The organism is Sphingobium sp. FW305-3-2-15-F-TSA7 (assembly GCF_058787155.1).
Genome location: NZ_JBYSZM010000031.1, coordinates 14,068 through 27,964, shown reverse-complemented (window position 1 = coordinate 27,964; position 13,897 = coordinate 14,068). Strand labels below are relative to the sequence as shown.

At 67.3% G+C, this 13,897-nt stretch carries 14 protein-coding genes; 11 read left to right on the top strand and 3 right to left on the bottom strand.

The window, feature by feature from the left end; all coding sequences use genetic code 11:
* Positions 1 to 4: 4 nt before the first annotated feature.
* The 3 genes from AC3WN8_RS21985 to AC3WN8_RS21975 form a co-directional block, all read right to left on the bottom strand.
* Positions 5 to 1,354, bottom strand: a complete 1,350-nt coding sequence (locus AC3WN8_RS21985; protein ID WP_492671629.1) for a TolC family protein — start codon at positions 1,352 to 1,354, stop codon at positions 5 to 7.
* A gap of 63 nt (positions 1,355 to 1,417) precedes the next feature.
* Positions 1,418 to 1,762 carry a hypothetical protein gene (locus AC3WN8_RS21980; protein ID WP_492671628.1) on the bottom strand — a complete coding sequence of 115 codons (345 nt, stop codon included), beginning with the start codon at positions 1,760 to 1,762 and terminating at the stop codon, positions 1,418 to 1,420.
* 13 nt (positions 1,763 to 1,775) lie between these two features.
* On the bottom strand, positions 1,776 to 2,420 hold the full coding sequence (locus AC3WN8_RS21975; protein WP_492671627.1) for a cation efflux transmembrane domain-containing protein: 645 nt from the start codon (positions 2,418 to 2,420) through the stop codon (positions 1,776 to 1,778).
* A gap of 62 nt (positions 2,421 to 2,482) precedes the next feature.
* Between AC3WN8_RS21975 and AC3WN8_RS21970 the strand changes: the two genes are divergently transcribed.
* From AC3WN8_RS21970 to AC3WN8_RS21920, 11 genes are all read left to right on the top strand, one after another.
* On the top strand, positions 2,483 to 2,833 hold the full coding sequence (locus tag AC3WN8_RS21970) for a DUF3147 family protein (RefSeq protein ID WP_492671626.1): 351 nt from the start codon (positions 2,483 to 2,485) through the stop codon (positions 2,831 to 2,833).
* Positions 2,830 to 3,219, top strand: a complete 390-nt coding sequence (locus tag AC3WN8_RS21965; protein WP_492671625.1) for a MerR family transcriptional regulator — start codon at positions 2,830 to 2,832, stop codon at positions 3,217 to 3,219. The genes AC3WN8_RS21970 and AC3WN8_RS21965 overlap by 4 nt, the downstream gene beginning before the upstream one ends.
* Before the next feature lie 76 nt (positions 3,220 to 3,295).
* Positions 3,296 to 4,078, top strand: a complete 783-nt coding sequence (locus AC3WN8_RS21960) for a metallophosphoesterase family protein (protein WP_492671624.1) — start codon at positions 3,296 to 3,298, stop codon at positions 4,076 to 4,078.
* A gap of 36 nt (positions 4,079 to 4,114) precedes the next feature.
* On the top strand, positions 4,115 to 6,550 hold the full coding sequence (locus AC3WN8_RS21955) for a PAS domain-containing protein (protein ID WP_492671623.1): 2,436 nt from the start codon (positions 4,115 to 4,117) through the stop codon (positions 6,548 to 6,550).
* Positions 6,551 to 6,817: 267 nt separating this feature from the next.
* Positions 6,818 to 7,126: a DUF485 domain-containing protein gene (locus AC3WN8_RS21950; RefSeq protein ID WP_492671622.1), complete on the top strand. Its 309-nt coding sequence runs from the start codon at positions 6,818 to 6,820 to the stop codon at positions 7,124 to 7,126.
* Positions 7,123 to 8,817, top strand: coding sequence for a cation acetate symporter (locus AC3WN8_RS21945; RefSeq protein WP_492671621.1), 1,695 nt, complete (start codon positions 7,123 to 7,125; stop codon positions 8,815 to 8,817). Before AC3WN8_RS21950 ends, AC3WN8_RS21945 begins: the two co-directional genes overlap by 4 nt.
* Before the next feature lie 184 nt (positions 8,818 to 9,001).
* Entirely contained in the window at positions 9,002 to 9,571 is a 570-nt protein-coding gene (locus AC3WN8_RS21940) for a GbsR/MarR family transcriptional regulator (protein ID WP_492671620.1), read from the top strand.
* A 73-nt stretch (positions 9,572 to 9,644) separates the two neighbouring features.
* Positions 9,645 to 10,340, top strand: coding sequence for a DUF4166 domain-containing protein (locus tag AC3WN8_RS21935; protein ID WP_492671619.1), 696 nt, complete (start codon positions 9,645 to 9,647; stop codon positions 10,338 to 10,340).
* The gene (locus AC3WN8_RS21930; RefSeq protein WP_492671618.1) at positions 10,337 to 11,842 is read left to right on the top strand and encodes a TIGR01777 family oxidoreductase; all 1,506 of its coding nucleotides are present in this window, start codon (positions 10,337 to 10,339) and stop codon (positions 11,840 to 11,842) included. The genes AC3WN8_RS21935 and AC3WN8_RS21930 overlap by 4 nt, the downstream gene beginning before the upstream one ends.
* Before the next feature lie 37 nt (positions 11,843 to 11,879).
* A complete protein-coding gene (locus AC3WN8_RS21925; protein ID WP_492671617.1) occupies positions 11,880 to 12,278 on the top strand; it encodes a thiol-disulfide oxidoreductase DCC family protein in 399 nt (132 codons plus the stop codon).
* Positions 12,275 to 13,891: a saccharopine dehydrogenase family protein gene (locus AC3WN8_RS21920; protein ID WP_492671616.1), complete on the top strand. Its 1,617-nt coding sequence runs from the start codon at positions 12,275 to 12,277 to the stop codon at positions 13,889 to 13,891. The genes AC3WN8_RS21925 and AC3WN8_RS21920 overlap by 4 nt, the downstream gene beginning before the upstream one ends.
* Positions 13,892 to 13,897 lie beyond the last annotated feature (6 nt).

The window sequence follows — 13,897 nt, the reverse complement described above, 5'->3', positions numbered from 1 at the left end:
ATCCTTATTGAGCGGCGGGGGGGGGGGGGGGGGCGCGCGCCAGCACGGCGCGCGCCTCCACCAGCGCGAGATGCGCGTCGATGAGCTGGGTTTGCGCGGCGGCGAAGGCCTCCTGCGCGTCGAGCAGTTCGGTGAGCGGGATGCGGCCGGCGCGATAGGCAAGGTCGGCCAGCCGCACCGCTTCCGCCGCTTGCGGCGCGGCGACGTCCTGCAACGCGCGGACGCGGATCAGCGCCGCGTCGAACGTCGTCTCGGCATTGCCGATCCGCGCGGCCGCCTGCGCGATCGCCGCGTCGCGCAGCGCCTGCGCCGCCCGGATATCGGCGCGCGCGGCGGCGATATTGCCCTGGTTGCGATCGAATATCGCAAGCGGCACCGACAGGCTGGCGAGCAGCGCGCGATCGCCGGTCTCCTCGATCCGGCGCGCGCCGATGCCGATCGACGGGTCGATCCGTCCCTCTGCTTGCGCCTGCCTCAACCCGGCTTCGGCGACGGCGAGATCTGCCTCGGCCAGCCGCGCGTCGAGCGTCGTGGGTGGCGCGGCGCTTGCCGGCTTGGTCAGGTCGAGCGTGCCGACGATGCGCGTGACCGGCATCTCGCTGCCCAGCAGCGCGCCGAGTGTCCGCCGCGCCGCCGCTTCGTCCGCCTCTGCGGTTTTCAGCGCGGCATCGGCCTGTGCCGCATTGGCGCGGGCGCGATAGGCGCGCAGCGGTGGCTCACGGCCCGCCGCGACCAGCGCCTCGGCGATCCGCGACAGCTCGGTGGCGCGGTCGCGCGTGATGCGCGCCATTTCGAGCCGTGCTTCGGCGGCAAGCGCGGTGCCGAACTGGCTGCGCACCGATTGCGCGAGATCGGCCCGGGCGATGGCAAGCCGCATTTCCTCGGCATGCAATGCGGCTTGCGCCGCGCCGATCCGCGCGGACCGACGCCCGCCCAGATCGAGCCGCTGGCTCAGCTGGACGCTGGTCTCGGTCCCGTCGACGCCGGCATAGGGACCGGTGCCCGCGAAATTCTCGACAGTGACGTCGAGCTGCGGATTGGCGCGAAGCCCGGCCTGACGCAGCCGTCCCCGGCTGGCCTCCAGCGCCGCCCGCGCGGCGACGATCGCCGGGGCGCGGGCCTCCGCCTCTTCGAGCGCGCGATCGAGCGAGAGCGCGGCCGGCAATGGGCCGGTGCGCGCGGCTGGCATGGTGGTGGTGGCGTCCGGCGGTGGACCGTCGGGGCCATAGGTCTGGGCGGCCGCCGTCGACAGAGTGAGCAGCAATGGGGCGAGTAGCAGCGGAGCGACGCAGAGTGCGCCGCCCAATCGGACGACAGCATTCGGCCCACGGGCCGAACGCGAATGGATAGGCATTGGGAATGCTCCTGATCAGCGGGAACGGCACGGACGGCAAGCGGTCCGTGCGGTGCGGCTGGATCAGGCGGCTGGCGGCTCGATGGGGGGCGCGAGCGCGCGCGAGGGCATGGTGGCCGATGCGCGGGGAATCAGGATCAGGCGCGCGGCGAGGCCGGTATCGGCGACATCGGCGCAGGCGACGGCGATGTCGGCGCCGCAATGATGGTGGTGGCCGACATGCGACGGCTGGTCGCCGGGCGTCGGGGCCGGGGTATCGGACCTGTCCTGCGCTTCCGCCGCGTCGCCGCCATCATGTTCGAACGCATGCGCGCCCAACCCCTGATGGATGTGCGCGAGCGCGGGCGCGCCGGTGCCCGCCACGAGGACGGTCAGCAGCAGGACAAGGCTCAGCGCGCGGCGGAACATGGGGCGGGCGCTATCATGATGCGGATTGCCGGGCAAGCGACCGGCCGGAGGCGAGCTCCGACAGGGCGGCACGGATCACCTGCCAGCCGCCGCTGATGCCGAGCGCCGCCATCAGCAGCGCGACGATCAGATCGGGCAGGGCGCTGCCCGTGCCGGCCACGCCGAGCGCCGCGAACAGCACCGCGACATTGCCGATCGCGTCGTTGCGCGAGCAGATCCAGACCGAACGCATATTCGCGTCGCCGGTGCGGTAGCGATAGAGCATCAGCGCGACGGCGACGTTCACGACAAGTGCGAGCGTACCGATCGCGCCCATTGCCAGCGGTTCGGGGGCAGTGCCCGTCATGAACGCCCAGATCGCGGAGCCGAGCACCCACAGGCCGAACGCCAGAATGGTGACACCCTTGAGCAGCGCGGTCCGCGCGCGCCAGCCCAGCGCCATGCCCGCGACGCCCAGGCTGATCGCATAATTGGCGGCGTCACCCAGGAAATCGAGCGCGTCGGCCTGCAGCGCGCGCGAATCGGCGGAGGCGCCCGCGCCGAACTCGACGAGGAACATCGCCGCGTTGAGCAGCAATGCGATCCACAGCACGCGCCGCCAGTGGGGATCGTTCAGCGCGGTCTTGCCCGCTTTCGCACCACAGCAACTGTCCGCCATCTTTACTCGACTCCTCAAGACGACTCGGCTTATGCACCCTGTAGCAACTACAGGGTCAAGCCATGTTCTATCTGTTCGTGAAAGCCGGAATCTCCGGCATCCTGATCGCCCTGGTCTCCGAGATCGCGCGGCGCAGCCCCGGTGTCGCAGCGCTGGTCGCGTCTCTGCCGCTGATCTCGATCCTCGGCATGATCTGGCTGTGGCGCGATACGCACGACGCGGAAAGGATGGCCGCGCATGCCGGGGCGACATTCTGGTATGTGCTGCCGTCGCTGCCGATGTTCCTGCTGATCCCGCTATTGCTCCGTAAAGGGCTTGGTTTCTGGCCGGCGCTGGCGATGGGCTGTGTGCTGACCATCATGCTCTATGCCGGCATGACGCTGGCGGCATCGCGTATCGGAATCCGGCTGTGAAGATCGGCGAGCTGGCGCGGGCGACGGGCACCAAGGTGGAGACGATCCGCTTCTACGAGAAATCCGGGTTGCTTGCCGCGCCTGGCCGGACATCGGCCAATTACCGTGCCTATGGCGCCGATCATCTGGCCCGATTGTCCTTTATCCGGCGCGCGCGCGATCTGGGCTTTCCGCTCGATCAGGTCCGCGCCTTGCTCGACCTGTCGGACGATCGCGCGCGGCCCTGCGGCGCGGTCGACGAGATCGCGCGCGCGCAGCTCGTTTCGGTCGAGCGCAAGATCGCCGATCTCACCGCGCTGCGCCGCGAACTCGCCAGCCTGATCGATCAATGCGGACGGGGCACGATCGCTGATTGCCGCATCATCGATGCGCTCGCGCCGGGGTGACGTATGGCGGGTCATACGCCACACGTCACTTTGTGACGCTCGGGGAACGGATCGCCGCCACCGCAGTTGAGCGAAGATGGCGGCGCGTATTTTCCATGTCAGCGATCTTCATTTCGGACGTGAGGATCAGGGCGCGCTCGACTGGTTCGCCGCACGCGTGACCGCCGAGCGGCCCGATGCGGTAATCATCACCGGCGACCTGACCTATCGCGCGCGCGGTGCCGAGTTCGCGGCGGCGACCGAATGGCTGCAGCGGCTGAATCTTCCCGTCACGATCGAGCCGGGCAATCACGACCTGCCCTATTTCAACCCGATCGCGCGACTGTTCGCGCCCTATCGCCGCTATCGCCGGGTCGAACGCGCGATCGAGGACCGGCTGGAGGTCGCCGGCATCTGCACCATACCCTTGCGCACCACTGCTCGCGCGCAATGGCGGAGCAACTGGTCATGGGGTGTCGTCCGGCCGGTCAGCCTGGCGATGGCGGTCAGGGCGCTTGCCGATTGCCCGTCGGACCGGCTGAAGATCGTGACCTGCCATCACCCGCTGATCGACACCCAGGCAATGACGAAGCGCAGCCGCACCTTGGGCGGGGAAAAGGCGCTGGCCGCGCTGTCTGCGGCGGGTGCCGATGTCGTGCTGAGCGGGCATGTCCATGATCCCTTCGATTTCCGCCATCCCGTCGGCGGACGCGCGGTACGGCTGATCGGCGCGGGCACATTGTCCGAACGTGTCCGGACCACTGCGCCGAGTTTCAACGAGCTTGTCCTGGCGCATGGCACGCTCGACGTGACGGTGCGGGTGATGCCCGCATCGGGCGCATCGCAACCCGATTCCGATGGTGCAATGAAGCTATGTTAGGTTATATTTATCATATGTTTGCACTGGCGTAACAAGATGTCGAACGAACTGGACGGCGGGACCAACGGCACCGTCTCCGATCGGGGTGACGGCGTGATGGATACGACTCCGGGCGAAGAAAAGCTGAGCGTTGCGCTCGATGCGGGCGGCATGGGCTGGTGGGAATTTGACGTGCTCAGCCGGACGCTCGATGCGTCGCCCAATTGCAAGGCCAATTACGGCCGCTTGCCCGACGAACCCTTCACTTATGAAATGTTGCTCGGCCAGATCCATCCCGACGATCTGCCGCGCATGCAGGCCGCGGCCGAGCGCTCGCTGGAGACGGGCGAGGATTACGACATCGAGTATCGCTGTATCTGGCCCGACGGCAGCATCCATGTCCTGCAGATACGCGGCCGGCTGCGTCGCGATGAGCATGGCGCATTGTCGCGGATGATCGGGGTGAGCTGGGATGTGACGGCGCAGCGCGCGATCGAAGCGGCGCTGCGGATGAGCGAGGCCGCGCTGCGCGAGCAGACCGAGCGTGTCCGCCTGGCGCAGGAAGCGGGTCAGGTTGGCGTGTTCGAATGGTTTCCCGAAGTCGGCGTGCTGACCGTGTCCGATGCGTTCCGGCGCCTCTGGGGCCTGCCGGCCGACAGCCCGGTCACCGATGCCATGCTGGTGTCGCGGATCCATCCCGACGATCGCGGGCTTGCCGGCACCTCGCGAATCGGCACTGATCCCAATCCCCTGCAATATTCCGAATATCGCATCTTTCGTGCGGACACGGGGGAGGAGCGCTGGATCGCGCGTCGCGGCGAAGTGCGTGCGCGGGACCCCGATGGGGTCAGGCGCTTCGTCGGTGTCGTCATCGACATCACCGAACGCAAACATGCCGAAGCGGCGCTGCGCGAAAGCGAGGAACGCTTCCGGCTGATCGCCGATTCCTCGCCGGTGCCGATGTGGGTCAGCAAGCTTGGCGGCAAGCGCGAATTCGTCAACCGCGCCTATTGCGAGATGTTGGGTGCGTCCTACGACGTAGCGGTCGATTATGACTGGCGCGATCTGCTCCATCCCGACGACCTGCCGCGCATCCTGAAGGAGCAGGTGGCGGGCGAAACTTCGCACAAGCCCTTCACGCTGGAGGCGCGCTATCGCCTGTCCGACGGCGAATGGCACTGGCTGCGCTCGCAGAGCCAGCCGCGCTGGGGGCCGGACGGCGCGCATATCGGCTTTATCGGCGTCGCCCATGATGTGACCGTCGCCAAACAGGCGGAGGCCGATCTGCGCGGGCTCAACGATCGGCTGGAGGAGCGGGTGGCGGCCGCGCTCGCATCGCAGGTGGCGACCGAGGACGCGTTGCGCCAGGCGCAGAAGATGGAGGCGGTCGGCCAGCTCACCGGCGGGATCGCCCATGATTTCAACAATCTGCTGACACCGGTGATCGGGGGGCTGGAGATCGTTGCGGCGGGGGTCACCGATCCGCGTCACAAGCGGCTGGCGGAGGGCGCGCTGGAAGCCGCGCGCCGCGCCGCCAAGCTGACCGGCCAGCTCCTCGCCTTTTCGCGGGTGCAGAAGCTGAGCGTGAAACCCGTCGATGTCGGTGCGCAGATCGGCCAGATGGTCGATCTGATGCGGCGGACATTGGGACCGGGCATCACCATCCGGTCGGAACTCGACGGAGCCGCCGGCTTCGCGATGTGCGATCCGCACCAGCTCGAGAATGCGGTGCTCAACCTGGCGATCAATGCGCGCGACGCGATGCCGGGCGGCGGCACGCTGACGCTCTCGGCGCGGCGCAAACGGCTGGACAGCGGCGTCGGCTACGAGGCCGGGGACTATGTCGCGGTCGCGGTGGAGGATACCGGCACCGGCATGACCCCCGATGTGCTCGAACGCGCGGTGGAGCCCTTTTTCACCACCAAGCCGTTCGGTCAGGGAACCGGGCTGGGGCTGGCGCAGGTCTATGGCCTCGCGCACCAGTCGGGGGGCACGGTGATGATCGAGAGTGCGGTGGGCGCGGGGACGACGGTCTCGATCTATCTGCCCGCTGCCGATCTGATCGCGGTCGCCGGGCCCGCCTCGGCGCATAAGCGCCGGTCCGCGCCACGCCGCGGCGGCAACATCATGCTGGTCGATGATGATGACGATGTCCGCGGCTTCCTTAAGGACGTGCTCGGCGAGTCGGGTTATGCCGTGACCGCGCTCGCCGATGGCGAGGCGTGTCTCGCCGATCTCGAAGTGCATGCGCCCGACCTGCTGATGCTCGATTTCGCGATGCCCGGCCTCAATGGCGCGGAAACCGCGCTGATGGCGCGACGGCGCTATCCGCGACTGCCGATCATCCTCGTCACCGGCTATGCCGACAGCGACGCGCTCGACGCGGCGGCGGGCAATGGTGCGGTGATCCTGCGCAAGCCGTTCGAGCAGGCCGAACTGATGGCCGCGATCGATGCCGCGCTGAAACCGGCGGGGGGACGGGTGCGGGGCTGAAAGGCACGCCGCGCGACATATCGCCGTTCAGCATATCCCAACACCGTTCGGGCTGAGCTTGTCGAAGCCCTGTTCTTCTTCAAGTGCGGAGCAAAGAAAGGGCCGGGGCTTCGACAAGCTCAGCCGAACGGTGTTGGCGAGAATATGGGACATTCCGGCAGACTCCCGTCCCGTCCGGAATCCGCCATCGCATTTCGTCTGGAAGCGGATGGACAGCGCCCCGTCGCCCATGACACAAGCCTGTCCAATCAAAGAGGGGGAGGAAACATGGTCGATCCGGTCGCCGAGAGGCTGGAGCGCGATCCGCGCTATGCAGCACTGGTACGTGATCGTTCGCGTTTCGCCTGGACGCTCTCGATCGTGATGTTCGCGGCCTTTCTCGGCTATATCGGGCTCATCGCCTTCGACAAGGCGGCACTGGCCACGCCGATTGGCGGCGGGGTCACTTCGCTCGGCATTCCCGCGGGCATCGGCCTGATCCTCTTCGCGATCCTGCTGACCGGGCTCTACGTCTGGCGCGCAAACCGCGTCTATGATCGCCGCATGGCCGAAATCCTGGCGGCGCATCGGGCATGAATCCTCGCCTCCTGATCGTGCTGGCGCTGCTCGTCGCCGCGCCCGCCTCCGCTGCCGCGCTCGAGGGACAGGCCGAACGCCAGCCCATCAACTGGGTGGCGATCGCCATGTTCCTGGCCTTTGTCGCGCTGACCCTGTGGATCACGCGCCGGGCCGCGCAGCGCACGCGCACCGCGTCCGATTTCTACACGGCGGGTGGCGGCATCAGCGGTTTCCAGAACGGTCTGGCAATGGCGGGAGACTATATGTCCGCCGCCTCCTTTCTCGGCATTTCCGCGCAGATCTTCGCCGATGGCTATGACGGGCTGATCTATTCGACCGGCTTCATCGTCGGCTGGCCGATCCTGCTGTTCCTGATGGCGGAAAAACTGCGCAACCTGGGCAAATACACCTTTGCCGACGTCGCATCCTATCGCTTCGCCCAGCCGGCGGTGCGCAGCTTCGCCGCGGGCAGTACCTTGCTTGTCGTGTGCTTCTACCTGATCGCGCAGATGGTCGGCGCCGGCCAGCTCATCAAGCTGCTGTTCGGACTGCCCTATGGCTATGCGGTCGTCGTCGTCGGCATGCTGATGATGGCCTATGTGTTGTTCGGCGGCATGCGCGCGACCACCTGGGTCCAGATAATCAAGGCGGTGATGCTGCTCGCGGGCGCCACCTTCATGGCGGTGATGGTGCTCGCCCAGTTCGGCTTCTCGCCCGAAGCGCTGTTCCGTCGCGCGGTCGAGGTGAAGACCGACATGGCGATCGCGGCGGGCGCGACCCCCGCCGAGGCGGCGGCCAAGGGGCTCTCGATCATGGCGCCGGGCAATTTCATCAAGGATCCGATCAGCGCGATCTCCTTCGGGCTGGCGCTGATGCTCGGCACGGCGGGGCTGCCGCATATCCTGATGCGCTTCTTCACCGTTCCCGATGCGCAGGCCGCGCGCAAATCGGTGCTGTGGGCGACCACATGGATCGGCTATTTCTACATCCTCACCTTCATCATCGGTTTCGGCGCGATCGTTCTGGTGGCGACGAATCCCGCCTATCTCGACGGCGAGGCGCTGCGCGGCGGCGGCAATATGGCGGCGATCCATCTGGCACACGCGATCGGCGGCAATGCCTTTCTCGGCTTCATCTCGGCGGTGGCGTTCGCGACGATCCTCGCGGTGGTCGCGGGGCTGACGCTGTCGGCGGCGTCGGCGGTCAGCCACGATCTCTATGCGACGGTGATCAAGAAGGGGGCGGCGGATTCGGCGGACGAACTGCGCGTCTCGCGCATCACCACGCTAGCGCTGGGCGCGCTCGCCATCCTGCTCGGCATCGTGTTCGAGAAACAGAATGTCGCCTTCATGGTCAGCCTGGCTTTCGCGCTCGCCGCATCGGGCAATTTCCCGGTGCTGATCATGTCGCTGCTGTGGAGCGGCTGCACGACGCGCGGCGCGGCGCTGGGCGGCACGATCGGCCTGTTGACGGCTTTCGTGCTGACGGTGCTGTCGCCAGCGATCTGGGTGAATGTGCTGGGCTTTGCGGCAGCACCTTTCCCATACAGCTCGCCCGCGATCTTCTCGGTGCCCGCCGGTTTCCTCGCAATCTGGCTGATCTCGCTGATCGACAACAGCCCACGCGCTGCGATCGACAAGGCCGGCTATCCCGCGCAACGCCTGCGCGCCGAAACCGGCATCGGGGCTTCTGGGGCGAGCGATCATTAGGGTTTAGCTGCCCGCCTACCTCGTCGCTCCAGCGCAAGCTGGAGCCTATACGATATTCGAACTGCAGTGAGCGCGGACGCATCACATAGGCTCCAGCTTGCGCTGGAGCGACGAGTGGGGCTTGTCCGGTTATCCCCAAAATATCACGCTTGACACTCGCTCCGAATTGTCAGAAGTTTCTGTTATGACAGAAATAGACGAAAAGACCGAAACTCTCCCCGTTGCGGTGCGGCAGTTCGTGTTGCATTGGGGGGAGATGGGCGGACAATGGGGCGTCAACCGCTCGGTCGCCCAGATCCATGCCTTGCTCTATCTCAGCGACCGGCCGCTCAACGCCGACGAGATCGGCGACAAGCTCGGGATCGCGCGCAGCAACATCTCCAATTCGCTCAAGGAACTGCTCGGCTGGAAACTGATCCGCCGCGTGCCGGTGATGGGCGACCGCCGCGAGCATTTCGAGGCCGAGGTCGATCTGTGGCAGATGCTGACCCGCATCGCCCAGGGCCGCAAGGAGCGTGAGGTCGATCCCGCCGTCGCCGCACTCAAACAATGCCGTGCAGAGGCGCAGGAGGATCCGCGTATCTCCCGCACTGCGAAGGAACGGATCGAGGCAATGCACGATTTCGTGACGACGATGGACGACTGGCATCGCGAGATGATCACCATCCCGCCCGCGCGGCTGATGCTGCTGATCAAGATGGGGCGGAAGGTGCTCAACTTCCTGCCGCTGGGGCGATCGAAAACCAAAGACTGAATGCAAGGTACGGTCGCGAAACAGTCACGACTATCAATTTCTGTTCATACAGAAATAATCGAAGGAGGCGAAAATGGAACTGGCGGCGGCACGGGGGGTGCGGACCCGCTATCATCTGTGGCGGCGGACCTGCGCCGCGCCAATGGATGATGCGGTCCATCCGTTCCGCAGCCTGCTGGGCGCCGAGCGCTGGAGCGCGCTGCCAGCGGCGGTGCGCGCGCGCTTTCGTCGCCGGATCGCGGCAGGGGCCTGCGTCACCTATGTCGGCGAAGTGGCGGAATGCCGGATGAGCCGGCTCGGCTGGCTGCTCGCCAATCTCGCGCGGCTGGTGGGGGCGCCGCTGCCGCTGCATCGCGACACCGGGGTCCCCGCCTGTGTGACCGTGACCGAGGATATTGCGGGCGGCGGTCAGTTCTGGACACGCCAATATGGCCGCCGCGCCGGATTTCCGCAGGTGATCTTCAGTGCCAAGCGTTTCACCGGCCCGACCGGGATCGAGGAATATCTCGGCCTTGGTTTCGGCATCGCGCTCCGCCTCGCCGCCGGGGACGGCATATTATGGTTCCTCAGCGACCATTATTTCCTGCGGCTCGGGCGCTTTCGGCTGCGCTTCCCGCGCTGGCTGGCCCCCGGCAATCTCGCCATCGGTCATGTCGATTGCGGCGGCGGCCGTTTCGCTTTCACGCTCGACCTCGTCCATCCGCTCGCCGGCGAGTTGATCCATCAATTGGCGATCTTCGCCGACCCCGATGAAGGAGACGCGGCATGATCGACACCATGCTGGGCATGCTGCTGATCGCCCAGATCGCGATGGGCGCGTTCGACACGCTCTATCATCATGAACTCACCCAGCGGCTTGCCTGGCGTCCCGGCCAGGCGACCGAGCTCCGGCTGCACGGCGTGCGCAACCTCGTCTATGCGATCGTCTTCCTCGCGCTCGGGCTCAGTGCACCGCAAGGCGGCTGGGCGACGCTGTTGATGCTGCTGCTTGCCGGCGAGGCGATTGTAACCCTGTGGGATTTCGTCGAGGAGGACCGGACCCGGCTGCTGCCCTGGACCGAGCGCGTGACGCACACATTGCTCACGCTCAATTACGGCCTCATCCTCGCCTTGCTGCTACCCGCGCTCTGGGCCGCGTCTGCCGCGCCGAGCGATCTTCCGCTGCGCTGGAACGGCGTCTTCTCCGTCCTGTTCGCGCTTGCCGCGATCGGCGTGGCGGTGAGCGGGGTGCGCGACCTGGTCGCTGCCCGGCGCAGCGCCCGGATCGTCGAAGCGGACGGCGCGGCGCTTGCGGACATGCTCGACGGGCGCCGCGCGATCCTGGTGACAGGCGGAACCGGACTGGTCGGCACGCGATTGGTCGAGGCGCTGGCCGGGGCCGGCCATGACGTGACAGTGCTGACGCGCGATCCGGCGCATGCGCGGCATCTGCCGGCACCACTGCGCATCGTCACCAGCCTCGACCAGGTCGGCGATGCCGACCGGATCGACGCCATCGTCAATCTGGCGGGAGAGAGCATTGCCGGAGGACTCTGGACTCGCCGCCGCCGCGCCGCGATCCGCTCCAGCCGGATCGGGACGACGCGCGCGCTGCATGCGCTGTGCGCGCGGCTCGATTGTGCGCCGGCGGTTCTCGTCAACGCCTCCGCGATCGGCTTTTACGGCGATGCCGGCGAAGAGATGCTCGACGAAGGCGGCGCGCGCGGCCGCGGCTTTTGCGCCGATCTCTGTGCGGACTGGGAAAAGGAGGCGGACGCGATCGCCACGCTCGGCCTGCGTGTCGTCCGGCTGCGCATCGGGCTGGTGCTGGCGAGCGCCGGCGGTTTTCTCGGCAACCTGCTTTTTCCGTTCGAGGCGGGCCTGGGTGGCCGCATCGGCGACGGACGGCAATGGCTGAGCTGGATCCACCGTGACGATCTTGTCCGGCTGATCGTTTTCGCCATCGCGACGCCCGATCTTCACGGCGCGGTCAATGCGGTCGCGCCCAATCCGGTGCGCAATGCCGATTTCGTCAAGGCACTGGGCTGCGCGCTCCATCGGCCCGCAATGATTCCGCTTCCCGCTGCGCCGCTGCGGCTGGTGCTGCGCGATTTTGCCGACGAGCTGTTCCTGGCCAGCCAGCGCGTGCTGCCGGTAAAGGCGGTGTTCCACGGCTTCGGCTTTCATCACGCCCGCATCGAGACGGCGCTTGCGCGGATCGTCGGCGCGCCCGCGCCGAGGGAGCGGCCGCACCGGCATCGGCCGCTCGCCGATGCGCGATTGCTGCATTAGGAGTGAAGGTGCATCACGCCGATCCGGAGCGGGACATATGAGCGAAGCGCCGATCATCCTGTTCGATGCGATGTGCGTGCTGTGCTCCGCCAACGCCGCTTTCATCCTCCGGCACGACCGGCGCGGCCATTTCCGGCTGGCGGCGATGCAGGGCGAAACGGGCCAGGCGCTGTATCGCCGTTTCGGCATCGATCCGGCCGATCCCGATACGCTGATCGTCGTGAGCGGAGACCACGCCCTGCGAAACAGCGACGCGATCCTCGCCATCTGGCGCGGGCTTGGCTGGCCGTGGCGGGCGCTCGGCATCTTCGGCCTGGTCCCGCGCGGGCTGCGCGATCCGCTTTACCGCTGGGTCGCGCGCAATCGCTATCGGTTGTTCGGGCGGCGTGCGACCTGCTGGGTTCCCGATGCGGCGCAGCGGGCACGGCTGCTGTGAAGCGGATCCTCGTCATCGGCGGCTATGGCGGCTTCGGTGCGCGGTTGAGCCGGCGGCTGATCGCCGCCGGGCATCATGTGCTGGTTGCGGGGCGCAGCGCGGAGAAGGGGGCGGCATTCTGCGCGGGGCTGGCCAATGCCGAGCCGGTGGTGGCGGACCGCACGCGCGGCATCGGGCTGGTCATGGCGCGCATCCGCCCCGATCTGGTGATCGACGCGGCGGGCCCGTTCCAGACCGGCGGTTACATCGTGCCCGAAGCATGCATCGCGATGCATATTCCCTATCTCGATCTGGCCGATGCGCGCGATTTCGTTGCCGGTATCGGCGCGCTCGACAAGGCGGCGCGCGAAGCGGGAGTGGCGATCGTCGCCGGTGCATCGAGCGTGCCGGCTTTGTCGGGGGCAGTGTCACGCCATCTCGCCGTCGGCCTTATGCGCATCGATCAGGTGGAAATCGCGATCAGCGCGTCCAACCGGTCGAGCGCGGGCGTGTCGGTGGCGAAGGCGATCCTCAGCTATGTCGGCCGGCCCGTTCGGTTATGGCGTGGACGGCGCTGGACTTACGGCTTTGGCTGGCAGGAACTGCGCCGCGCCGATTTCCTGCTGTCCGATGGGCACGGAGTCAGAGGGCGCTTGGTCGCGCTGGCCGATGTGCCCGATCTGGAACGGATGCCCGCTTCATTGCCCGGCCGCCCGGCGGTGACGTTCCGCGCCGGCACCGAACTGGGGTTCCAGATGATTGCTCTCTGGCTGGCGAGCTGGCCGGTGCGCTGGGGATGGACGCGGTCGCTGATGCGCGGCGCGTCCTGGCTGCTGCCGCTCTACCGGATGACATTGGGCCTGGGCGGGGCCCGTTCGGCGATGCGCGTGGTGTTGAAGGGCGATGCCCTCGAACGGCGCTGGACGCTCGTCGCCGACCAGGGGGATGGGCTGGAAGTGCCGGTCATGGCGGCGGCGCTGCTCGCTGGACGGATGCTGGCGGATGCCGTCGCGCCGGGCGCCAGCGACGCCTCCGCCATGCTCGACCTGGCCGATTTCGATCCGGCCTTCGCCGCGCTTGCGATCCGGCACGAGACCTGTGAGCAAACGGTCATTCCGCTCTATGCCCGGATCATGGGTGATCGTTTCGCCGCGCTGTCGCCAATGGTCCAGGCGATCCATAGCGTGAACGGCGATGGCGGCGCGGCGGGCGAGGGGCGGGTGGAACGCGGCGCGAACCTGTTCGCCCGGCTGATCGGCCGGGTCATGCGCTTCCCGCCGCCGGGCGATTATCCCCTTCGCGTCGCCTTTGCCGAGCGTGAGGGCGTGGAATGCTGGACGCGCGATTTCGGCGGCCATTGTTTCACGAGTCGGCTGAGCCGGGACGGGGATTATGTGGTCGAGCGTTTCGGTCCGCTGCGCTTCGCCTTTGCGTTGCCGTCGGACGGCGACGGACTGCTTATGGTCCTGCGCCGCTGGAGCGCATTCGGGATTCCCCTGCCGCGCTTGCTGGCGCCGCGGATCGATGCACGCGAATGGGAGGAGGATGGTCGCTTCCGGCTGATGGTCGATATCCGCGTGCCGATCGTCGGCCGGGTGGTGCGCTACACCGGCTGGCTCAAGCCGGGGGATTGAGAAAGC